Genomic DNA, 22,841 nt, shown 5'->3' on the forward strand with positions numbered 1-22,841 from the left:
TGTGCCGCGGGCTGCGCTCCGAGCGGGTTCGGAGAGACCATGGAAGTCGCTGCGGTGACATGGCGGAGAAGCCGGGGGAGACCCGGGGAGCACGGACTGCCGGTCCGGTCCGGCCGGCGCGAGGCCGCCGCACCACCCTCCGCGGGCGGAAGGAGGACCTCGATGGGGACGACCGACGCGTACCGGTCGGAACCCGGCCCTGCCACGGGCGCCCCGTACGAGCCGGGCGGCCTGCTGGACGTGCTGAACGTGGCCGCCGTCGTCCTGGACCAGGAGGGGCGGATCGTCCTGTGGAGCCCGCAGGCGGAGGCGCTCTTCGGCTGGACCGCCGCGGAGGCCCTCGGCCGCTACGCCGCCCAGCTGCTGGTCATCGACGAGCACCTGGACTCGGTGCTGGAGCTGTTCGCCAAGGTGATGGGCGGCGGCGAGTCCTGGGCCGGTGTCTTCCCCGCCCGGCACAAGGACGGCACCGCCCGCCTGGTGGAGTTCCGCAACATGCGGCTGGAGGACCGGAGCGGCGACTTCTACGCGCTCGGGATGGCCACCGACCAGGAAGTGCTCCGCCACGTCGAACGGGACCTCGCCCTCTCGCTCCGGCTGGTCGCCCAGTCGCCGATCGGCCTCGCCGTCCTCGACACCGACCTGCGCTTCGTGATGGTCAACCCCGCGCTGGAACGCATCCACGGCCTGTCCGCCGAGGAGCACCTCGGCCGCCGCGTCGGCGAGGCCCTGCCGCTCGCGGACGTGGCCGAGATCGAGTCCGCGATGCGCGAGGTGCTGGCGACCGGCACCCCGCTGCTGGACCGGTTCGCCGTGGGCCGCGCGGGCGGCGGCGTCGCCGAGGACCAGGCCCAGCTGGTCTCGTACTACCGGCTGGAGGACCCCGCCGGGCGCACCCTGGGCCTGGCCACCTCCGTCGTCGACGTCACCGACCGGCACCGGGCCAACAACGAGGCCCGGCGGCGCACGGCCCTGATCGCCGACGCCTCCGTGCTGATCGGCACCACCCTCGACCTCGACCGCACCGCCCAGGAGCTCGCCCAGGCCGTGGTGCCCGGCCTGGCCGACGTCGCGGCCGTCGACGTCCTCGACACGGCGCTGGCCGGCGGGCGCGCCGTCCCGCCGGACGGGGGCGCCGCCGTCTTCCGGGCGCTCGCCGTGGCCTCCACCGACTCCGCCGACGCCGTCCGCGCCGCCGACCCGCCGGGGCAGATCGCGCGGTACGCGGCGGACCGGCTGGTCACCCGGTGCGTGACCACCGGGCGGCCGGTGTGCGTCGCCCGCGTGCACGACCGCGACCTGCCGCGCATCGCCCGTGACCGGGACGCGGCCGAACTGCTTGCCCGCGCCGGACTGCGCTCCTATCTCGCGGTCCCCCTGATCGCCCGGGGCGAGGTGCTCGGCGCGCTGGACCTCAAGCGCATCGGCAACCCCCGGCCCTTCGGCGAGGACGACATCGCGCTCGCCGGGGAGCTGGCCGCGCGGGCCGCCGTCAGCATCGACAACGCGCGCTGGTACCAGCGCGAGCGCAGCACCGTCCTCACCCTCCAGCGCAATCTGCTCCCGCAGCGGCCCGTGCACTCGGTCGGTCTGGAGATCGCCTACCGCTACCAGCCCGCCGGCACCGCCGGCAATGTCGGCGGCGACTGGTTCGACGTCATCCCGCAGGCGGGGGAGAAGAGCGCCCTGGTCGTCGGCGACGTGATGGGCAGCGGCATCAACGCGGCCGCGGCGATGGGCCAGTTGCGCACCGCCGCGCGCACGCTCTCCCAGCTGGGGCTCGAACCCGCGCGGGTGCTGCACCACCTCGACCACACCGCCACCGGTCTGGACCAGATGATCGCCACCTGTGTCTACGCCGTCTACGACCCCCACCGCGCACAGTGCCGTGTCGCCACCGCGGGCCATCTGCCGCCCGCCCTCGTACGCCCCGGCCACCGCCCCGAGCTGATCGAACTGCCCGCCGGAGCCCCGCTGGGCGTCGGCGGCGTCCCCTTCGAGAGCGTCCGCCTGCGACTGGCCCCCGGCGATCAGCTCGTGATGTACACCGACGGCCTGGTCGAGACCCGGGACGAGGACATCGATATCCGCCTCGACGTCCTCCTCTCCGTCCTCGCCGGCGCCCCCCACGACCTGGAGGAGACCTGCGACCTGCTGCTGAGCTCCCTGCGCGACGGCAACGACCAGGACGACGTGGCCCTCCTCATCGCCCGGGTCGAGCCGGGACCCGCGGCTACCGGTCGGTGACGGGCAGCTCCCGCAGCGCGTGGGAGCGGAACGAGGCGCGCCACCTCAGATCGTCCTCCGGAACCGCCAGGGCCAGGCGCGGGAAGCGGCGCAGCAGTGTCTCCAGGGCGATCCGGATCTCCGTCCGGGCCAGGGCCGCGCCGAGGCAGTAGTGGAAACCCTGGCCGAGGGCGAGGTGGCTCTTGTCCACGCGGTGGATGTCGAAGCGGTCCGGGTCGGGATAGCGGGCGGGGTCGCGGTGGGCGGAGGCGAGGCAGAGCAGCACGGTGTCACCGGGCGGTATCCGCACGCCGCCGATGTCGACGGCCTCGGTCGGGAAGCGGCGGATGGCCATCTGATTGGGGTGCGCGTACCGCAGCAGCTCCTCGACCGCGTCCGGCAGGAGGGAGGGGTCCGCCCGTACCTCGGCGAGCTGCGCGGGATGGCCGAGGAGGGTCAGCAGGCCGCTGCTGATGAGGTGTTGGGTGTTCTCGCTGCCTGCCATGAGGATCAGGAAGGCCAGCGAGACGAGTTCGTCCTTGCCGAGCCGGTCGCCCTCGTCGCGGGCTGCGATCAGCGCGGACAGCAGATCGTCACCGGGCTCGGCCCGCCGCGCGGCGACGAGCCCCAGCAGGAACCGGTGGATCCGGTCCACGGCCTCCGCCACCTGGCCGGGGTGTTCGGGCGCGAACATGGTCGACACGGCCGAGGAGAACGGACCCCGGTCGGCCTCCGGTATGCCGAGCAGGTCACCGATGACCAACAGCGGCAGCGGGTTGGCGAATTCGGCGACGAGGTCGGCCCGCCCGTCCCGGTCCAGCACCGTGGCCAGCCGCCCGGCGAGACGGCCGGCCGCGGCCCGCACCTGCTCGCGCAGCTCTCCACGCGGCGGGGCGTGAACCCCTGGGAGACGAGGCGGCGCAGGCGCAGGTGGTCGGCGGCGTCGATGTTGAGCAGATTGGCGTCCAGCGCGGGCGGGAGGGAGAAGCCCCGGTAACCCGATCCCGAATGCGCCTTGTTCAGCGACAGCCGGGGGTCGCCCAGCCCCGCCCGGACGTCGGCTTCCCTGGTCACCAGCCAGGCATGGCTGTTGTCGGGGAGTTCGACGCGGTGGACGGGGGCGGCGGCGCGGAGCTTCGCGTACGTGGGGTGCGGGTCGGGGTAGGTGGCTTCGCCGAAGGGGCGGAGGAGCGGGGCGGGCATGTCGTGTCGCCGGTCCTTGGGGTGCGGGGTGCGGTGCCCGGTGGATCCTGCCCCCGCCCGCCCCTTCCCGCAACCGGGGGCTCCGCCTGGGGCGTTCGGCCGGAGGTCAGCGCAGTTGGATGCGGTACGACGCCCCGTCCCCGTTCAGCGTCAGGCGCGCCTCGCCCGTCGCACCCGCGTACGTTCCCGTGCCGCCTGTCACCGCGGCCGTCGTCGGGTAGGGCGGGCGGCCGAAGCGGTCGGTCAGGGAGGTCAGGACGAGGGTGCCCTGGTCCGTGCGCAGGACGCGTTCGCACTGGACGACCGTGCCCTCGTAGCGGGCGAGGACCACGTCGCAGCGGTCGCTCGCGTCGCCGACGCGCTTGCCCGCGCGCTCCTTGCCGTCCTTGTCCGTCGTCGTGGAGTGCAGGTCGAAGTAGGTCACCCAGCGGTCCCCGGTCCGGGGGTGCTCCGGCTCGGTGCCGACCTTCTGCACCGTCGTGAGGCGGAGATCCTTCTCCCCGTCCGCGGCGGCGGGTTGCAGGGACAGCACGCTGATCGTCACGGCGCCGGCGGCTGCCACCGCGGCGGCGGCGATGCTCATCGTGCGGCGGGGACGGTCACGGAACATGTCGATCCTCCAGATCGAGTCGGAGCAGCCCGGGCCCCGGAGTTCCCCCATCCGTCCCGCCCGGCGCTGCGTTCACCTCGACGCCGACGGTATCGCGGAGCGACCGTCTGTCGACACATTGTCACCCGCGAGATATAGCCAAATGTTCGATAGTTGAACGGAGTTGACGATATTCGAACCTCCGGGCCGCTCCCCGCCTACTCGGGGAGCTCCGACAGCGTCGGATACGACGGCTGCGCACCGGGCTTGGTCACCGCCGCCGCCCCCACCCGCACCGCGAACCGCGCCGCCTCCACCAGCGAGGCCCCCGCCGCCAGCCGGCCCGCCAGCGCTCCCGTGAACGCGTCGCCCGCGCCGGTGGTGTCCACGGCCTCGACCTCGATCCCCGGCAGTCGCACCGGCTCCGCCGCGCCCGCCTCCAGGACGAGCGCACCGCGCTCGCCGAGGGTGATCACGACCGAACGGGCCCCCGCCGTCCGCAGCGCGCGGGCCCATTCGGCGGGTCCCCCGCAGTGCAGCTGGGTGAGCCGCCTGCCCTCGTGCTTGTTGACGATCAACGGATCTGCCGCGGCGAGGAGTTCGGGGTCCAGCTCCTCCGGCGCCGGGGAAGGGTTGAGCACGACCCGGGTGCCGGTCTCCCGCGCGACGCGGACCACCTCCCGTACGGTCCCGTACGGGATCTCCAGCTGCAGGGAGACCACCGCCGACGCGGCGATCACCTCGCGGGACGCGGCCACCTCCGCCGGGGAGAGGAGCGCGTTGGCACCGGGCGAGACCACGATGCTGTTGTCGCCGTCCGGGTCGACGACGATCATCGCGGTGCCGGTCCGCGCGCCCTTCTCCACCAGGACGTACCGCAGTTCGGTGCCGGCCGCGCGCTGGGCGGCCAGCAGCAGCTCGCCGTGGGCGTCGTCACCGACCTTCGCCAGCAGGGCCGTGCGGACCCCGAGCCGGGCGGCCGCGGCGGCCTGATTGGCGCCCTTGCCGCCGGCCGACTCGACCAGGTCGGTGCCCAGCGCCGTCTCGCCCGCGCCCGGCCGCCGGTCCACCCGGACCGTCAGGTCCGCGTTGGCCGAACCCACGACCAGCACGTCGTACATCTTCTTCTCGTTCACGTCCCCACCCTCTCAGCCCGTGAAGGCCGTGGCGTTCTCCCGGGTCACCAGCACCACGGGAACCTTCACCTCGCGCGGCAGCGGCTTGCCCTCCGCGGCCCGGACCGCCCAGTCCACGGCCTGCTTGCCGAGCAGCCTGGGCTGCTGGGCGACGGTCGCGGTCAGGGCCCCGTCCCGTACGGCCGCGATGCCGTCCGGCGTGCCGTCGAAGGCGACGACCTTCACGCCCTTGCCGGACGCGGAGCCCAGTGCCTTGGACGCGCCGAGCGCCATCTCGTCGTTGGCGGCGAAGACCCCGGCGATGTCACCGTGCGCCTGGAGCATGTTCGCCATCACGTCCATGCCCTTGGTGCGGTCGAAGTCCGCGGGCTGCCGGGCGACGACCTCGATGCCCGGCCAGGCCCGGATGCCCTCTTCGAAGCCCTTGCCGCGCTCACGGGCGGCCGACGTGCCCGGCAGGCCCTCCAGGAACGCCACCTTCCCCTTGCCGCCCACCGCTTCGGCGAGCGTCTTCGCCGCCAGCCGGCCGCCCGCGACGTTGTCGGAGGCGATCGTCGAGCCGACCTTGCCGCCGTTGACCCCGCGGTCGATGGAGATCACGGGGACGTCCGCGCGGTTGGCGACGCCCACCGCGGGCACCGCGGCGTCGGAGTCGACGGGGTTGATGACCGCCGCCTTGACGTTCTGGCTGGTGAACGTCTCCATCTGGTTGATCTGCTGGGTCGGGTCGTTCTGCGCGTCGGTGATATTGATCTTCAGGCCGCGGGACTTCGCCTCCGCCTGCGCGCCCTCCTTGATGCCGACGAAGAACGGGTTGTTCATCGTGGACAGGGCGAGCCCCAGATCCGTGTGGCCGCCACGGTCGCAGCCGCTCAGCGCGAGGGAACCGGCCAGCACCGCCGCCGCGGCCACCGCACCCGTGCGCCCCTTCACCGCGCGCTCCGGCGGCGCAGCGTGTCCAGCAGCACGGCCAGCGCGATGACCAGCCCCGTCGCGACCTGCTGCCAGAAGGCCGACACCGACAGCAGGTTGAGCCCGTTGCGGAGCACCGCGAGGATCAGCGCGCCGATCAGCGTGCCCGACGCCTTGCCCGAGCCGCCGGACAGGCTCGCCCCGCCGATGACGACGGCGGCGATGGCGTCCAGTTCGTAGCCCACGGCGGCCTGCGGCTGCGCCGAGGTCAGCCGGGAGGCCAGCACGATGCCCGCCACCGCGGCGAACAGCCCGGAGAGTGCGTAGACGACGAGCTTGCGGCGCCGCACGTCGATGCCCGAGAGCCGGGCCGCCTCCTCGTTGCCGCCGATCGCGAACATCGCACGCCCCGTGTACGTCCGCGCCAGGACCAGCGCCGCGACTGCACCCATGGCGACCATCACGAGCACGGGCACCGGCAGCCAGCCGCCGAGGGTGTCACCGAGCCGGCCGAGCGAGCCGGGGAAGGCGATCGGGGAGCCGCCGGAGATCACGAGCGCGAGGCCGCGGCCGACGGACAGCATCGCCAGTGTGGCGATGAAGGCGGGGAGCCGGCCGTACGAGACGAGCGCGCCGGAGACCAGCCCGGCCACCGCGCCCACCGCGAGGCCGAGCAGCACCGCCACCACCACCGGCAGGCCCTGTGACGTGGCGGCCCAGGCGACCACCGTCGCCGACAGCGCGGCCACCGAGCCGACGGACAGGTCGATGCCCGCCGACACGATCACGAACGTCACGCCGAACGCGAGGATCGCCGTCACCGACGCCTGGACACCGACGTTGAGGAGGTTCTGCCCGTTCAGGAAGTCCCGGGACAGCACCGCCATCACCACGGTCAGGGCGATCAGCCCGCCCAGCGGGCCGTTGCGGAGCACCGCCCTGGTGAACCACTGCCCGGGAGTGCTCCCGGGCGCCGCAAGCACCTCAGCCGACATCGGAGCCCTCCATCGCGCTCTCGTTCCTGTTTCCCACGCCACCGGGCGACCGGACCGCCAGTTCCATCACCGCGTCCTGCGTGGCCTCCTCGCCCGCCAGCTCGCCGACGATCCGGCCCTGGGCCATCACCAGCACCCGGTCGCTCATCCCGAGGACCTCCGGCAGGTCGCTGGAGATCATCAGGACCGCGCAGCCCGCCGCCGTCAGCTCGTTGACGAGCTGATAGATCTCGACCTTCGCGCCGACGTCGATGCCGCGCGTCGGCTCGTCGAGGATCAGCAGCCGGGCGCCCGCCAGCAGCCACTTGCCGATGACGATCTTCTGCTGGTTGCCGCCCGACAGCGTGCGCGCCGACTGCTCGAGACCGCTCATCCGCACCTTCAGCCGCTCGGCCACCGCCGCCGCCTCGCGGCGCTGCGCCCGCCGGTCCACGAACCCGCCGCGGGTGTCGCGGTCGAGCCGGGCCAGGGTGAGGTTGTCGCGCAACGAGGCGTCCAGCAGCAGGCCCTGGCCCTTGCGGTCCTCGGGGACGAGCCCGAGCCCGGCCCGCATCGCGGCCCGTACGTCACCGCGGGCCGGCGCCAGGCCGTCGACCTCGACGGTGCCCGCGTCGTAGCGGTCCACGCCGAACAGCGCCCGCGCGACCTCGGTGCGGCCCGCGCCCACCAGCCCTGCCAGGCCCACCACTTCCCCGGCCCGCACCTCGAAGCCGATGTCGGCGAACGCCCCCGCGCGGGTCAGCCCGCGCACCCTCAGCAGGGGCGCGCCCGGCCCGTCGGGGCGCTGCCGCGGATACTGCTCGGCGATGTCGCGGCCGACCATGAGCCGGATGAGCTCGTCCTCGTCGGTCGAGGCGGGCACCTCGGTCACCGAGCGCCCGTCGCGCAGCACCGTGACCCGGTCCCCGAGCGCGGCGATCTCGTCCAGGTGGTGGGTGATGAAGATGACGCCGACTCCGCTCTCCCGCAGCTCACGGACGATGCCGAAGAGCGTGGCGACCTCCTCGGTGGTGAGGACCGCGGTCGGCTCGTCCATGATCAGGACGCGGGCGTCCAGGCTGAGCGCCTTGGCGATCTCCACCATCTGGAGCCGGGCGATGCCGAGTTCGGACACGGGCGTGGCGGGGGAGACGTCGAGGCGCACCCGGCGCAGCAGCTCCGCGGCGCGGGCCCGCATGGTGCGCCGGTCGACGAGGCCGAACGCGGTGCGCGGCTGCCGCCCCAGGAAGATGTTCTCCGCGACGGTGAGGCCGGGGACGAGGTTGAACTCCTGGTGGATGGTGGCGATGCCCAGGCGCTCGGCGTCCTGCGCGGAGCGGATGACGGTCTCCCGGCCGTCGACGAGGATGCGGCCCTCGTCGGGGCGGTGGGCGCCGGAGAGCATCTTGATGAGGGTGCTCTTGCCCGCGCCGTTCTCCCCCAGCAGGACGTGCACCTCGCCGGCCCGCAGGCTCAGGTCCACGCCGTCCAGCGCCCGGACGCCCGGGAAGGACTTCGTGACCCCTTCCACCCGTAGCAGTTCGCGGCCGTCGGCCGGTACGTCGTCATTGACGCCGGTCATGCGCTGCCCCTCTCCAGTGACTTGGCTCCGGCTGTTCGCCGCACGAGCGGCGGGGTACGAGCTGCGCGGGCAGCAGGACGGAGGGGGCCGCGCGCCCCTCGATCCGCTCGAGGAGCGTGTGCACGGCGGCCCGGCCCAGCTCCCGCGTCGGCTGGGCGACGGCAGTGAGCGGCGGATCGGTGTGCGCGAACCACGCCACGTCGTCGAAGGCCACCAGCGCCACGTCGCCGGGGATGCGCAGACCCCGCGCCCGCACCTCGTCCAGCGCGCCGAGCGCCATCAGGTTGTCCGTGGCCAGCACGGCGTCCGGGGGTTCCGGCAGGTCCAGCAGGGCCCGCATCATCCGCTGCCCGCCGGTGGGGGAGAGGTCGGGCGAGGAGACGATCCGTTCCTCGGGCAGGGCGATCCGCTGCCCGGCCAGGGCCGTACGGAACAGCTCAAGACGCTCCTCGCCGATGGGCGTCCCGGCGGGCGCGACGATGACGGCGGGCCTGCGCCGCCCCAGTGCCGCCAGGTGCGCGGCGAGGTCGGTGAGCGCCTGGCGGCCCTCCGCGCGGACGCAAGGCGCGGCGATGCCGGGGACGGCGCGGTCGAGGAGGACGAGCGGGGTGTCGCGGGAGACGACCTCGCGGAGCATCGCCGACCCGGTGCCCGCGGAGCTGACCATCAGGCCGTCGATGCGCCGGTCCAGGAGCGTGCGGATGTAGTCGTCCTGCTGCTCCGGGCTCTCCCCGGCGTTGCCGATGATCAGGCTGTAACCGAGCCGGCGGGCCTCCTGCTCGACGGCGTCGGCGAGTTCGGTGAAGAAGGGGTTGCGCAGGTCGCTGATGACCAGGCCCAGCGTGCGGGTGCGGGCGGTGCGCAGCGCGCGGGCGACCACATTGGGCCGGTAGCCGAGCTCCGCCACGGCCGCGAGGACGCGGTCGCGGGTCTCGGCGACGGGGGAGCGGCCGTTGAGCACCCGGGAGACGGTGGCGACGGACACGCCGGCCCGCTCGGCCACGTCCTTGATGTTCGCCATGGTGCTCCACAGGTGAGGGCCGGGGATGTAATCGATTTCGTGCGGCTCAGGTAATCGATTACACGGGCGACCCGTCAAGATGTCGCAAACGTGACGCGCGTCACGGCATCCGTGGGGCGGCGGTGCGGCCGGCCCATCCGCGGAACCACTCCTGACCGGCCAACTCCCCTGCCATCATGGTCCCTTCACGGCAAGGAGAGACCCATGGCACAGGTCCGCAAGGCGCTGCTGATCGGCGTCGCCCGCTCGCCCGCCGCGCTCGGCGAGTTCGACGCCCTGGACGAGGCGGTCGACGCCGACCTGCGCGCCATGCGGGCGGCCCTGGAGGAGTCCGGCTACGACGTCGAGACCCTGGCCGCGGCCGGGGGCCCGGCCATCGGCACCCGCATCTTCGAAACGGCCGGCGCCGTCCCCGGGGACGGCACGCTGCTGCTCTACTTCACCGGCCACGGGGTGCGCCACGGCGACACCGACTACCTCGTCCCGGCCGACGCGCAGGCGCCCCCTGACGGCGTCTGGCAGGAGCCCTACCTCGACACGCTCCTCCCCGCCGACATCAGCAGATACCTCAAGGGCTGCCGCGCCGGAACCGTCCTGTGGCTCATCGACGCCTGCCGCAAGGAACTGCCCGGAGTGGAGGGGGCGTTCGGCAGCGGCATCGTCAAGGGGCCGCCGGGCGGCCGGTTCGCCCTCATGGTCGGCTGCTCGCCCGGCGAACGGTGCGGCTGTACGTCCGAGGGCAGCTTCTTCACCCGGGGGCTGGTCCGGGCGCTGGGCTCGCTGTCGGCACCGCAGACCGTCCAGGAGGTGTTCGAGGAGGCCCGCACCCGCACCGCCCGCACCGCCCACCGCCACGGCATGACCCAGAGGGTGTGGATCCGCTACGGCACGGACCGGGAGGAGGAGATCCGGGCCGCGCGCATCTGCGACGGCCGCCTGCTGCTGGAGGAGTGGCGGGCCGCCGTGGAGGACGACGACCTGTGGAGACTCGTCGACCCCGCCACCGCGCCGAGCGCGCCCCGGCTCCGGGACGCCCTGGCAGCCCTCGTCGAATCCTGCGCCCGCGAGGTCCACCTCGCCCAGGAGTCGCTGCCCGACCCCTGGGCCGACGAGGACTTCCCCGTACGGCTGTTGCGCCGCGGGCTGCTGCCCTTACTGTCGCACGCGCCCCGGCTGTCGGCCCTGGAAGTGGCGGCCCTGGCCGCGGCCCCCTTCCTGCGCGAGGCCGTGTGGGCCCGGCGCCTGGCCGAGGCCGGGGAAGCCGAACCGCTCGCCCCCGGGCGGCTCCCCGGCGCCGGCCAGCAGCGCAGACACCTGGAGCAACTGCGCGACCACTACGCCCACGTCGCGCGCAAGCAGGCGGCCTGCGCCGGCCGCGGCCGGACCGAGGACGAACACGCCGTCGCCCTGTGGCTGGTGCACCGCTGGATCGCCGAGCGCTTCGAGGCCGACGAGGAACCCGTCCCCGCCGACCTGTGCGACCGGCTCGCCGCCTGTCTGCTCGGCGCCGGGGACGGTGACCTGGACCGGGTCGGCGAACTCTCCGCCACCCTCGCCTCCCTCGCCGCGGGCATCGGCCTCGACACCCCCCTCGACGACGGACAGGACTGCCCGGCCCGCACCGTGCGCCTCCCCGAACGGCGCCAGCCCCTCCGCGTCCGCCCGCTGAGCGCGCTGCTGCGCCTGGCGGCCGCCCTCGCCGCCGATGTCCGCACCTTCCCCGACATCATCGCCGACCACCTCGCCGTCACGGACCCGGTGCGGCCCGAGGGCATCCTCGAACTGGCCCGCCACTCCCTGGACTGGACGGCCGACGGCGACGGCCTCCACCTCGACGTCCTCTGCCCCCACCAGGCCGTGCACGCCGCCCTCACCGAGATCGTCGAGCGCGCGGACCGGCTGGCCGCGCTCACCCGGGAACTGGCGGCCGGCCTCCCGCCGGGCGAGGCGGACCTGCTGGCCGGCGTGCCCGCCCGGGTGACGGCCCGCGGCCTGCGCCCGCGCAGCTGCCAGGGCCGCAAGGCGTACGAAGTGCCCCTGCTCCGCTTCCACCTGGCCCAGACCGAGGTCCGCGATCTCCTGATGGGGCGTCAACTCTATGGCGACCCCGCCCTAGCCCTCCGCGAGCTCTACCAGAACTCCCTGGACGCCTGCCGCTACCGCGCCATGCGCTGGAGCTACCTGCGCCACCGGGACCGCCGCCCCGCCGACTGGTCCGGCCGCATCACCATCGTCCAGGGCGTGGACGAGCGCGGACGGTACGTCGAATGCCGGGACAACGGCATCGGCATGAACCTGGAGCAGCTCAAGAACACCTTCACCCGGGCGGGCAGCCGGTTCGAGCAGTCCCGCGCCTTCCGCCGCGAGCAGGCCGGCTGGCTGCGCCGCGACGCCTCCCTGCGGCTCCACCCGAACAGCCGCTTCGGCATCGGCGTCCTCAGCTACTTCATGCTGGCGGACGAGATGACGATCGTCACCCGCCACGTCAGCCCCTCGGGCGCGGTGGCGGGGGACGCCCTGCGCGTCGACATCCCCAGCAGCGGCAGCCTGTTCCGCGTCCAGCGGCACGACGACGCGGAGGACGGCCGAGCGGAGGGCGGCACGCGCGTCCGGCTGTATCTGCGCGACGACGACGAACAGGCGGAGCTGTCGTGCGTGGCGAAGATGCGCAAGCTGGTCGCGGTGAGCGAGTTCCATATGGAGGTGCGGGACGACAGCGGTGCGCGGGACACGTGGGAGCCGAACGAACTGCACGGACGGAGCCTGTCCTGTGTGGCCGTGCCGGATGTGCTGTGGTGGGTCGACGGGGAAGGGGCCGTCCTCTGCGACGGCGTCGCGACGGACAAGAAGCCGTTCGGCTACGTCCTCAACCTCACCGGCACTCACGCGGGCACCCTGAGCGTCAACCGCAACCAACTGCTCGACCACGACGAGGAGTGGGAGCGGGAGAACTGGCGACTGGGGGCCGCGGCACTGCCGCAATGGGCGGGGCTGACCATGAAATGGCTGTGGGAGCTGGAGCGTTCCAGTCTGCCGGTGGCCCGCGTGCTGTGGGAGGAGCTGCGGGGCAAGGGCGTGCACGTGGACCTCGACCGGAAGGGCCGGAGGAGCGTTTCCCTCGACCAGGTCGGGTGGTTCGCACAGGACGCGGCGGCGATCGGGCCGGAGGGCACGTACACCTCGTCCACCGGAAGCGATCTCGCCGAACCGTGGCGGCGGGCGGTGTGGCGCGGGTCGGGATCCCACGGTGGGACATCGCTCAGCCCCTTGTCGCTCGTCGGGCACCCGTTGCCCGCGCCGGGGGACGCGGACGTCGTACGGATCAACCAACGATTCGTCACCCCAGGGTGGGTCGAAGTGATCGCCGCGGCGGCCGACGCGTCGACGCCGGTGATCGACGTCGTGCGGGCTCTGCGCCGCATGCGGATCCTGCATCCGAGGCTGGCGCCCCCTCAAGTCGTCGAGGAAGCCATGGAATGGGTGCCGGAGCCGATGGACAAAGAGATCAGCGCCGCGCTGAAGGGCATCCTGCGTGGCCGGCCGGGCACGGACTCCGCCGGCCGCGACGGAAAGCTCGTGGGACTGGTGAAGCTGTCCTGGCAGCACGGCTTGACGCTCGGGCAGCTCACCCGCACATGCCTGCGCTATGCGCCGATCCTGACGGGTCCGGTTCCCCGCGCACCCGAGCACCACGAGCACCACGTGTGTGGTGGCACGGACGAGCGCCTGCTGTACACCGAGCGACCCGGGGGTATCGGGGGCAGGACCCGGATCGCCGGGCCGTGGGACGTGCGCGAGGTCGCCACCCGGCTGGACGTCCCACCGGGTGCGGTGCTGGAGCACTTGGCCGCGTTCGCCTGGCTCGGCTGGCCTGTGCCGTCCGCCGACGAGGTCGACAGATGGATGAGCCTGGAGGAAGATCTCGTCGCTGTGCTGATGCAGCACGGGAGGCTCCGCAGCGACGGTACGCTCGCCGTGGGCTGGGACGCGGCATTCACGTTGTCCGCGAAACGTGGAGTTACCTTCTGCGCCGCTCACGATGAACTGATCACCGCGACCGACCACCTCGGCGTGACCTATCGGCAGAGGTCCCGGGGTGTGTCTGTCGGTGGTGCACCGGTGTCCCGGGAATGCGCTCGCATCATGGAGATCATCGCGGACGAGTGGCGATTCACCCTGGACGACAGCATGGACATGGAGATGCTCTACGCAGGCCGGCCCCGCGGGGCGAGCCGCGAGGAATTCGATGGGGCCGTCCGCGAAATGAGGGCGATCGGGCTGACGGTCCCGGACACCGTCGAACTGATTCACCGGTGGAAGGACCTGCCACCTCTCACCCAAGTGGTGCTGTCCGGCAAGAGCCCGTGGAACGGCGACACTTCCCCCGCGCCGCACCTCACCTCCAGCGTGCTCTTCGCCGCGGGCGTGCAGCTCCAGGAGCCGCTGGGGGAGCTGTGGCGGCTGGCCCGGCAGGAGGCCGGACCGTTCGGACTGAGCGTGCCGGACCTCCCGGAAGCCCTCTCCGGTCATCGCCCGTCCCAGCACGAGGGGATTCTCCTCGACAACTGGAACACCAATGAGGACGAAACGCCCCACTGGGAAGCGCTCTCGCCCATCAGGCTCGCCACATACGCCCACCACACCACCACCGACGCCGCCTCCGCGTACGGCCGTCTCGCACCGCTGCGCGCCCTCGGCGCCCTCATCCCCGAACTCGCCCCGGAAGCGCTGGATTCCCTGCGCACCGGCGTTCCGGACAGCCGGGATCTGCTCGCTCTGGGCAGTACGTACCGGGTCTCCCCGCCGTCCGGCCCCCTCGAGCCCCTCGACCTCGTCAGCATCGCCGGCCGCCTCGGCGAGAACATCGGCCGCACATGGGCGCGCATCGCCCCCTACGCGCCCCTCGGCCCCGCGCCGGACATCCCCCACGCCCCGGACCTCGTCCCCCTCTGGCAGGACCTGGCCATCCTCTCGGTCCACCTGGACGGGCGGCTCCCCGCCCTCGCCGGCCGCGTGCCCCCGCGTCATGTGACCCTCGTGGCCCGCGAGACCGAGGAGACGGAAGCCTGGGTCACGGCCCGACTCCGGCTCTACGCAAGGATGTTCACGCTCGACCTCACCGCACTCCCCGCCCCGGAGGACGCATGACCGCCGCCCCTGCCCACGACTTCGCCACCGTCTACGCCGAACGCGACCTCGGCGAGGTCCCCGCGGACTTCAGCCGCCGCACCGCCCCCGACGGCCGCGCCGTCGTCGTCGAAGGCCACTGCCCCTGCTGCCGGGGGCGGACGGTCACGGAGTTCCGGCGCGGCGTGCCGGGCACCGGCACGAAGGGGGCCCTCTCCCGCCTCCTTCACCGGGCCCCGGCGGCCGACACCGACCCGCTCGCGACCGAAGTCCTCTTCTGCGAGTGCGGCTACCCCCACCCCCGGCAGCCCGCCGACGCCGTCTTCGTCGGCTGCGGCGCGAGCTGGCGCGTGCGCGACACCGCGTCCGGCGGCGGACCGTGAGCGCGTCGACGGACCGGCGGTGGGCGGAGCTGGCGCGCGAGCTGGAGTTCCGGCAGCTTCCCGAACTGCGCCGCCAGGCGGAGGGCTGGCGCACCGGACTGACCGGTCTCACCGCCCTGTTCGCCGTCCTCGTCGTCCTCAAGGGCCGCGACGACCTCGCCGGCCTCCCGGTCGCCGCCCGCGTGGCGGCGACCGGTCTGCTGGCCGCCGCGTTCCTCCTCCTGGCCGCGGGTTCCCTCCTCGCCGTACGCGCCTCCCACGGGCGCCCCGGCGACGAGATCACGCTCGGCGGTCAGGCGCTCCGCGCGTGGACCGAGCGCGAGGTCGTCCGCGTGAGCAGGCGCATCGTGACCGCGGCGGTCTGCTGTGTGACGGGTCTCGTACTGGTCGCCGCCGCGGTCGCCGTGGCCTGGTCGACGACGGGCGCCGCTCCGGAGCACCTCGTCCGCGTCACCACCCCGCAGGCCACGGTGTGCGGCGAGCTCGCGGACGCGGGCGCGCGGGGCACTGCGGTCTGGACGGGCGAGGGCGGTGAGCGCCTGCTCCGGGTGGTCCCGGCGGCGTCGGTGACCTCGGTGGAACCGGTCGGGAGCTGCCCGGGACGGTGAGCAGGGGGCTCACTCGCCCGACCACGTCCAGTCCGTCACCTCCGGCAGGTCCGTGCCGTGCTCGCGGATCCACGCGCGGTGGCGGGTACGGGCGTCCGCCATCGCCTGCCGGACCGGGACCGCGCGGGCACCCAGCCCCGGCACCCGGTCGATGACGTCCATGACCAGGCGGTAGCGGTCCAGGTCGTTGCTGACGACCATGTCGAAGGGCGTGGTCGTCGTGCCCCTCTCTTTGTAGCCGCGCACGTGCAGTTGGGCGTGGCCGGTGCGGCGGTAGGTCAGGCGGTGGATCAGCCACGGGTAGCCGTGGTAGGCGAAGACGACCGGTCTGTCGGCGGTGAACAGCGCGTCGTACTCCGCGTCGGACATCCCGTGCGGATGCTCCTCCTTCGGCAGCAGGCGCGTCATGTCGACGACGTTGACGACCCGTACGGCCAGCTCGGGGAGGTGGCGGCGGAGCAGGTCCGCGGCGGCGAGCACCTCCTGGGCGGGGACGTCGCCCGCGCAGCCGAGCACCACGTCCGGCGGCCGTTCGCCGGTCTCCGTGCCCGCCCAGGTCCACACCCCGGCGCCCCGCGCGCAGTGGGCGCGGGCCTCCTCAAGACCCAGCCAGTCGAAGCACGGCTGCTTGCCCGCGACGATCACATTGACCTGGTCGCGGCTGCGCAGCACGTGGTCGGCCACGCACAGCAGCGTGTTGGCGTCCGGCGGGAGATAGACCCGGACGACCTCGGGCGACTTGTTGAGTACGTGGTCGACGAAGCCGGGGTCCTGGTGGGAGAAGCCGTTGTGGTCCTGGCGCCAGACGTGCGAGGTGAGCAGGTAGTTGAGGGAGGGAACGGGGCGGCGCCAGGTCAGGGCGCGGGAGGTCCTGAGCCACTTGATGTGCTGGTTGACCATGGAGTCCACGATGTGCGCGAAGGCCTCGTAGCAGGAGAAGAGCCCATGCCGGCCGGTGAGGGTGTAGCCCTCCAGCCAGCCCTGGCAGAGGTGTTCGGAGAGGACCTCCATCACCCGGCCGTCGTGGGCGAGGTGTTCGTCGGTGGGCAGGGTCCGCTCCTGCCACGCCTTGCCGGTCGCCTCGTAGACGGCGTCCAGCCGGTTGGAGGCGGTCTCGTCGGGGCCGACCAGCCGGAAGTTCCGGCGCTCCGCGGTGCCGGCCATGATCTGCGCGAGGAGACGGCCGAGGACCCGGGTGGGCTCGTGCAGGGCCGCGCCGGGCCGCTCCACGGGCACGGCGTAGTGCTCCAGTGGCGGGAGGGGCAGCGAGCGGGTGAGCAGGCCGCCGTTGGTGTGCGGGTTGGCGCCGAGCCGCCGGGCGCCGCGCGGCACGTACTCCAGGACCCGCGGCAGCGGCCGCCCCTGCGCGTCGAAGAGCTCCTCGGGCCGGTACGAGCGCAGCCAGCCCTCCAGTCGGCGCAGGTGTTCGGGGTTGTCCCGGACCCCGGACAGGGGGACCTGGTGGGCGCGCCAGGTGCCCTCGACGGGCAGCCCGTCGACCTCGGCGGGACCGGTCCAGCCCTTGGGCGTGCGGAGCACGATCAGCGGCCAGTGCGGGCGGTCGAGGACGCCCTCCGCGCGGGCCACGCGCTGCGCGGTGGCGATGTGGTCCAGGGCGCGGTCGAGGGCGGCGGCCAGCGCCCGGTGCACGCGGCCGGGGTCGTCGCCGCTCACGTACAGCGGCTCGTGGCCGTATCCGCGCAGCAGCCGGTCCAGCTCCTCCTCGGGGAGGCGGGCGAGGACCGAAGGGTTGGCGATCTTGTAGCCGTTGAGGTGCAGGATCGGCAGCACGGCCCCGTCGTGCACGGGGTCGAGGAACTTGTTCGCGTGCCAGGAGGCCGCGAGCGGCCCCGTCTCCGCCTCGCCGTCACCGATGACGCAGGCGACGAGCAGCCCCGGATTGTCGAGGGCGGCGCCGTACGCGTGGGCGAGGGAGTAACCGAGCTCGCCGCCCTCGTGGACCGAGCCCGGCGTCTCCGGGGCGACGTGGCTGGGCACTCCGCCGGGGAAGGAGAACTGCCGGAACAGGCGCCCCATGCCCTCCGCGTCCCGGCTCACGTCCGGATACACCTCGCAATAGCTGCCCTCCAGCCAGGAGTTGGCGAGCACGGCCGGCCCGCCGTGCCCGGGACCCCAGACGCAGATCGCGTCCAGATCCCGTGCCGTGATCACCCGGTTGAGGTGGGTGTGGATCAGATTGAGCCCGGGGGTGGTGCCCCAGTGCCCCAGCAGCCGCGGCTTGATGTGCTCGGGCTCCAGCGGGACGGTCAGCAGGGGGTTGCTCAGCAGGTAGATCTGCCCGGCGGAGAGGTAGTTGGCCGCGCGCCAGTGGGCGTCCAGGGCCGCCACCTCGGCGTCGGTGAGCCCGCCCCGGTCCGGGTCGGTGCCGTGGGCGGGGCGCTGGGGGTCTGCGGGGGCCTGTGGCATGTGCTGCTCCTGGTGAGCGCGGCGGGTCGGCGTCCGGGACCCCGACGGGGTACCCCTCGCCTCCACCGGGAAACGGCACCCCGCCCGATGTCACCCTCCGTGCACCGTCGTGTGCTCCGAGTCGCGCCGTCCGGTGGTGCGGGAGATGCTGGTGCAGGCACTCCTTGGACGCGTGAGCGAGGGGAGAAGCGTGATCATGGTCGAGACGACACACCGGCGGCGCACCCGCGACGCCCCCGACACGGCCGACGCCTTCGCGCTCCTGGCGACCCTTCCCCCCGGCCCGGAGCGCGACCGGCTCCGGCAGGACGTGATCGCCGCCTGGCTGCCCATGGCCGAGCGCATCAGCCTGCGCTTCCGCAGCAGCGGCGAGAGCCCCGCGGACCTGCGTCAGGTGGCGGCCCTCGGTCTGGTCAACGCCGTCGACCGGTACGACCCCGGGCTCGGCCACGCCTTCGAGACCTTCGCCGTCCCCACCATCAACGGCGAGCTCAAGCGCCACATCCGCGACCACGCCTGGTCCGTGCACATCCCGCGCCGGGACCAGGAGCTGCGCACGGCCGTCCGCACCGCGCAGACGGTCCTCGGCCACCGGGACGCCCGGGCCCGGTCGACCCCGGCGGAGCTGGCAGCGGAGACCGGTCTGACCGAGGAGGAGGTGCGCCGCGGGCTCGCCGCCGAGGGCGTGCACAACACACTGTCGCTGGACCACCCGGTCCTCGGCGCCGACGACCTCCCGCTCGCCGAGACCCTCGGCTGGGCGGACCGCGCGCTGGACCTGGTGGTCGACCGGCAGGCCCTCAGGCCGCTGCTGAGCGCGCTGCCGGAGCGGGAGAAGTACGTCCTGTACTGGCGCTTCTTCGGCAATCTCACCCAGAAGCAGATAGGTGCCCGGCTGGGCGTCTCCCAGATGCAGATCTCCCGCATCCTCAGCCGCACCTGCGCCCGGCTCCGCCGGGAACTGCTCGACAAGGCCGGCCCGTCGGGCCGCACGGCAGGAGGCGTATCACCATGACGTCCGGCCACACCCACCTCACCCCCGATCTGCCGCCGATCGTCGAGATCCCCGACCTGCCCGGCGCCCAGCGCCCCCGGGGGAAGTCCGCCGACGGCGGTGGTGAGGAGTCCGCACATGGCGGTGGCGCCCACCATGATGACCATGATGGGCGCCACGAACGCGCAGGCGAGGACTCCGGCGGCTGACTGTGACCCCTCTCCGGCGCGGGTTGCGCGGATGCGGCTAGAAGCGCGCTCCGGGCAGGTGGGTCACCACCGGCCGTGCTCGCCGTGGCCACCGTGACCGTGGCTGTGGAAGTGCTCTTCCTCGTCGACGTTGGCGCAGGTGTTGCCGAAGGTGGGGTTCAGCAGACCGACGATGTCGATCGTGTTGCCGCAGAGGTTGAGCGGGATCTGAATCGGCACCTGGATGGCATTGCCCGAGATGATGCCGGGGGAGCCTACGGCCGCGCCCTCTGCTCCAGCATTTGCGGAAGCGATTCCCGCGGCGCCGGAAACGGCGGCGCCGGCGGCGAGGGTCAGGGCGGCGGCCTTGGCGATACGCGACATGGCTAAACCTTTCTCATGGGTGTTGAGCGGCAATTGTTGCCGGAGAATCCAGAGGGATTCGCCCAATATCGGCGCCGAACACCATAATTAACCCGGAAAGCCCAATAAGTCATATGGGCTGCATTTGGGGGGAGTTCACCCCAGGGGTGTTCAACTCCCCTGCCGGGCGGACACCTTCCGGCCGCCGGTGGCGTGCGGTGTGTCCGTACTCGGTGAGCGGCGATCCTCGAGTCCGCGCTGTCGCCCGCTCGCAGTGCCGTGCCGGTCGTGACCGACAGTGAGGAGTCGGTGACCCGCGTGAGCGCGACCGGATCGTGTGATGTTCCGCGCTCGGGTTTGTCCTGACAGCCTCCGGCTACGTACAGTTCTTCGAAGCTCCAATAGATCAGACGAACTGGGAAACGACAGCGCCGATGACGGTCACAGAAGAAAGCCGCGACGGTGCGGTCCACCAGTCGGGCATCGATCCGGAGCGCATGGCGGTCTGCCTGAGCGTGCTCGAAGAGCTCGACCGGCTGCCGGTCGACCACCCGCACGCGATCGAGATCCGCCGCGCCACCGCCGGGATCTACCGCACGGTCAAGCAGCGCCGCCGCCAGGAGCGCCGGGCCGCCAAGACCGCCAACGACAAGGCCGTCACCGAGGCCACCGCCACCGGCGCCGCGGACCGGATCGACGACGAGACGCGCGGCATCCCCCTCGCGGCCACGACCACCGCCCAGATCGTCGGCATCCTGGAGCGCCCCCGCTCCTGCTACATCTGCAAGACGCGGTACGTCGAGGTCGACGCGTTCTACCACCAGCTCTGCCAGGACTGCGCCGCCGAGAACCGGGCCCGCCGGGACGCCCGCACGGACCTCACCGGCAAGCGCGCGCTGCTCACCGGCGGCCGGGCGAAGATCGGTATGTACATCGCCCTGCGGCTGCTGCGGGACGGTGCGCACACCACCATCACCACGCGGTTCCCCAACGACGCGATCCGCCGCTTCAAGGCCATGCCGGACAGCGCGGACTGGCTGCACCGGCTGAAGGTCGTCGGCATCGACCTGCGCGACCCCGCCCAGGTCGTCGCCCTGGCCGACTCGGTCAGCGCCGAGGGCCCGCTCGACATCCTGATCAACAACGCGGCCCAGACCGTCCGCCGCTCCCCGGCCGCCTACCGCGAGCTCGTCACCGCCGAGGCCGCCCCGCTGCCCGCCGGTGAGCTGCCCGCCTCGGTGGTCTTCGGTGCCTTCGGCAGCGGTGCCCAGGCCGCGCTGCCCGCCCCGGCGGGAGCCAAGCACGACGAGCTCACCCCGCAGGCCCTCACCGAGCTCGCGCTGACCACCGGCTCCGCCTCGCTCGCGCGGGTCGAGGCCGGCACCGCGATCGACGCGGGCGGGCTCGTGCCCGACCTGGACGCCACGAACACCTGGATCCAGACGGTCGAGGAGGTCGACCCGGTCGAGCTGCTCGAAGTGCAGCTGTGCAATGTCACCGCGCCGTTCGTGCTGGTCAGCCGACTGCGTCCGGCGATGGCCGCCTCCACGGCCCGCCGGAAGTACGTGGTGAACGTCTCCGCCATGGAGGGCGTCTTCAGCCGCGGCTACAAGGGCGCGGGCCACCCGCACACCAACATGGCCAAGGCCGCGCTCAACATGCTCACCCGCACCAGCGCGCAGGAGATGCTGGAGGCCGACGGCATCCTCATGACCGCCGTCGACACCGGCTGGATCACCGACGAGCGCCCGCACCCCGACAAGGTGCGGCTCGCGGAAGAGGGCTTCCACGCCCCGCTCGACCTGGTCGACGGTGCGGCGCGCGTCTACGACCCGATCGTCCGGGGCGAGGCGGGCGAGGATCTCTACGGCTGCTTCCTCAAGGACTACTCCCGGGCGAACTGGTAGCCGGGCCGAGGGCCTTCCCCTATCCGAACCGCATATGCGAAATGCCGGGCGCGCTGGAGAATCCAGCCCGCCCGGCATTTCGCATATGCGGCGAAGCCGCGCCGGACGCGGCCGCTACGCGGCCCGCACGCGCGCCCGGGGATGCAGCGCCGCGTATTCGAGCGGCGCCGAGGGGTCGATCGAGACATCCAGCGGCGCCGGCTCCGCGCCCGCGCGGACCAGCAGGTCGCCGACCGCGGCGACCATCGCGCCGTTGTCCGTGCACAGCCGCATGGGAGGTACGCGCAGCTCGATGCCCGCGGCCGCGCAGCGAGACTGGGCCAGCGTCCGTACGCGTGAGTTCGCCGCGACGCCGCCGACCACGACCAGCGTGCCCACCCCGTGCTCGACGCACGCGGCGACCGCCTTGCGCGTCAGGACGTCCGCCACCGCCTCCTGGAGGGAGGCCGCGCCGTCCGCGACGGGCAGGGGCCGCCCCGCCGCCCGGTGCTGCTCCGCCCAGCGGGCGGCGGCCGTCTTCAGGCCGGAGAAGGAGAACGCGTAGCGGTCGTCGCGCGGCCCCGTCAGCGGCCGCGGGAACGGCACGGCCCGCGGGTCGCCCTCGCGTGCCGCCCGGTCCACGGCGGGCCCGCCGGGGTAGGGGAGGCCGAAGACCCGGGCGACCTTGTCGAAGCACTCGCCCGCGGCGTCGTCGAGCGTGTCGCCGAGGTGGACGATCGGATCCCGCGCCAGATCCCGCACGAGCAGCAGGGACGTATGGCCGCCGGAGACGATCAGCACCATGCAGGGGTCGGGCAGCGGCCCGTGCTCCAGGGTGTCCACGGCCACGTGCCCGGCGAGGTGGTGCACCCCGTACAGGGGCACGCCCAGCGCGTACGCGAAGCCCTTCGCGGCCGCGACGCCCACCTGGAGCGCCCCGGACAGCCCGGGGCCCGTCGTCACCGCGACCGCGCCGATGTCGCCCATCGACAGCCCCGCGTCGGCGAGCGCCGCCCGCACCACGGGCGCCGCCGCGTGCACGTGCGCGCGGGCCGCGATCTCCGGGACGACGCCGCCGAAGCGCGCGTGCTCGTCCATGCTGGAGGCGACCGCGTGCCCCAGCAGCTCTCCGTCCCGGACCAGACCGGCACCGGTCTCGTCGCAGGACGACTCGATCCCCAGCACCACCGGTGAACGCACCACGCCACGCCTCCTGCCATTG

At 73.2% G+C, this 22,841-nt stretch carries 14 protein-coding genes and 2 pseudogenes; 7 read left to right on the top strand and 9 right to left on the bottom strand.

The genetic code is table 11. The annotated features are described in order from the left end of the window. Positions 1-162 precede the first annotated feature (162 nt). The gene (locus DXZ73_RS34335) at positions 163-2,247 is read left to right on the top strand and encodes a SpoIIE family protein phosphatase (protein ID WP_116214836.1); all 2,085 of its coding nucleotides are present in this window, start codon (positions 163-165) and stop codon (positions 2,245-2,247) included. Here DXZ73_RS34335 and DXZ73_RS34340 read toward each other — a convergent pair. The 6 genes and pseudogenes from DXZ73_RS34340 to DXZ73_RS34370 form a co-directional block, all read right to left on the bottom strand. After that, positions 2,234-3,429 (bottom strand): annotated as a pseudogene (locus DXZ73_RS34340) (cytochrome P450 family protein). The gene DXZ73_RS34335 and the pseudogene DXZ73_RS34340 sit on opposite strands and share 14 nt — an antisense overlap. Before the next feature lie 106 nt (positions 3,430-3,535). Next, on the bottom strand, positions 3,536-4,039 hold the full coding sequence (locus DXZ73_RS34345; RefSeq protein WP_162890441.1) for a hypothetical protein: 504 nt from the start codon (positions 4,037-4,039) through the stop codon (positions 3,536-3,538). 197 nt (positions 4,040-4,236) lie between these two features. Beyond that, positions 4,237-5,139, bottom strand: coding sequence for a ribokinase (locus DXZ73_RS34350; protein WP_116216070.1), 903 nt, complete (start codon positions 5,137-5,139; stop codon positions 4,237-4,239). 27 nt (positions 5,140-5,166) lie between these two features. Beyond that, positions 5,167-7,061 (bottom strand): annotated as a pseudogene (locus DXZ73_RS39775) (substrate-binding domain-containing protein). Then, complete coding sequence (locus DXZ73_RS34365) at positions 7,051-8,622, bottom strand: sugar ABC transporter ATP-binding protein (protein ID WP_116214840.1); 1,572 nt, start codon at positions 8,620-8,622, stop codon at positions 7,051-7,053. The pseudogene DXZ73_RS39775 and the gene DXZ73_RS34365 overlap by 11 nt, the downstream one beginning before the upstream one ends. Next, entirely contained in the window at positions 8,606-9,643 is a 1,038-nt protein-coding gene (locus DXZ73_RS34370; protein ID WP_116214841.1) for a LacI family DNA-binding transcriptional regulator, read from the bottom strand. Before DXZ73_RS34370 ends, DXZ73_RS34365 begins: the two co-directional genes overlap by 17 nt. A gap of 204 nt (positions 9,644-9,847) precedes the next feature. On the opposite strand from DXZ73_RS34370, the gene DXZ73_RS34375 reads away from it, so the two are divergent. The 3 genes from DXZ73_RS34375 to DXZ73_RS34385 are packed head-to-tail and all read left to right on the top strand — an operon-like array spanning position 9,848 to position 15,761. Next, complete coding sequence (locus tag DXZ73_RS34375) at positions 9,848-14,791, top strand: HD domain-containing protein (protein ID WP_116214842.1); 4,944 nt, start codon at positions 9,848-9,850, stop codon at positions 14,789-14,791. Next, the gene (locus tag DXZ73_RS34380; protein ID WP_116214843.1) at positions 14,788-15,153 is read left to right on the top strand and encodes a hypothetical protein; all 366 of its coding nucleotides are present in this window, start codon (positions 14,788-14,790) and stop codon (positions 15,151-15,153) included. Before DXZ73_RS34375 ends, DXZ73_RS34380 begins: the two co-directional genes overlap by 4 nt. Continuing rightward, positions 15,150-15,761 carry a hypothetical protein gene (locus tag DXZ73_RS34385; protein WP_116214844.1) on the top strand — a complete coding sequence of 204 codons (612 nt, stop codon included), beginning with the start codon at positions 15,150-15,152 and terminating at the stop codon, positions 15,759-15,761. The genes DXZ73_RS34380 and DXZ73_RS34385 overlap by 4 nt, the downstream gene beginning before the upstream one ends. Before the next feature lie 9 nt (positions 15,762-15,770). Here the strand turns inward: DXZ73_RS34385 and DXZ73_RS34390 are convergent, their stop codons facing one another. Continuing rightward, a complete protein-coding gene (locus DXZ73_RS34390) occupies positions 15,771-18,188 on the bottom strand; it encodes a phosphoketolase family protein (RefSeq protein ID WP_116214845.1) in 2,418 nt (805 codons plus the stop codon). A gap of 196 nt (positions 18,189-18,384) precedes the next feature. Here DXZ73_RS34390 and DXZ73_RS34395 point away from each other — a divergent pair, with 196 nt between their 5' ends. After that, positions 18,385-19,203 (top strand): sigma-70 family RNA polymerase sigma factor, encoded by an 819-nt coding sequence (locus DXZ73_RS34395; protein WP_116216071.1) that lies wholly within the window; start codon positions 18,385-18,387, stop codon positions 19,201-19,203. After that, the gene (locus DXZ73_RS34400) at positions 19,200-19,391 is read left to right on the top strand and encodes a hypothetical protein (RefSeq protein WP_116214846.1); all 192 of its coding nucleotides are present in this window, start codon (positions 19,200-19,202) and stop codon (positions 19,389-19,391) included. The genes DXZ73_RS34395 and DXZ73_RS34400 overlap by 4 nt, the downstream gene beginning before the upstream one ends. Before the next feature lie 63 nt (positions 19,392-19,454). Here the strand turns inward: DXZ73_RS34400 and DXZ73_RS34405 are convergent, their stop codons facing one another. Beyond that, a complete protein-coding gene (locus DXZ73_RS34405) occupies positions 19,455-19,754 on the bottom strand; it encodes a chaplin (protein WP_116214847.1) in 300 nt (99 codons plus the stop codon). Between the two features lie 413 nt (positions 19,755-20,167). Between DXZ73_RS34405 and DXZ73_RS34410 the strand changes: the two genes are divergently transcribed. Further along, a complete protein-coding gene (locus DXZ73_RS34410; RefSeq protein ID WP_116214848.1) occupies positions 20,168-21,640 on the top strand; it encodes an SDR family oxidoreductase in 1,473 nt (490 codons plus the stop codon). Between the two features lie 114 nt (positions 21,641-21,754). On the opposite strand, the gene tsaD is transcribed toward DXZ73_RS34410, so the two are convergent. After that, positions 21,755-22,819, bottom strand: a complete 1,065-nt coding sequence (tsaD, locus tag DXZ73_RS34415; protein ID WP_116216072.1) for a tRNA (adenosine(37)-N6)-threonylcarbamoyltransferase complex transferase subunit TsaD — start codon at positions 22,817-22,819, stop codon at positions 21,755-21,757. Positions 22,820-22,841 lie beyond the last annotated feature (22 nt).

This window comes from Streptoverticillium olivoreticuli subsp. olivoreticuli, from assembly GCF_003391135.1.
GTDB classification, from domain to species: domain Bacteria; phylum Actinomycetota; class Actinomycetes; order Streptomycetales; family Streptomycetaceae; genus Streptomyces; species Streptomyces blastmyceticus.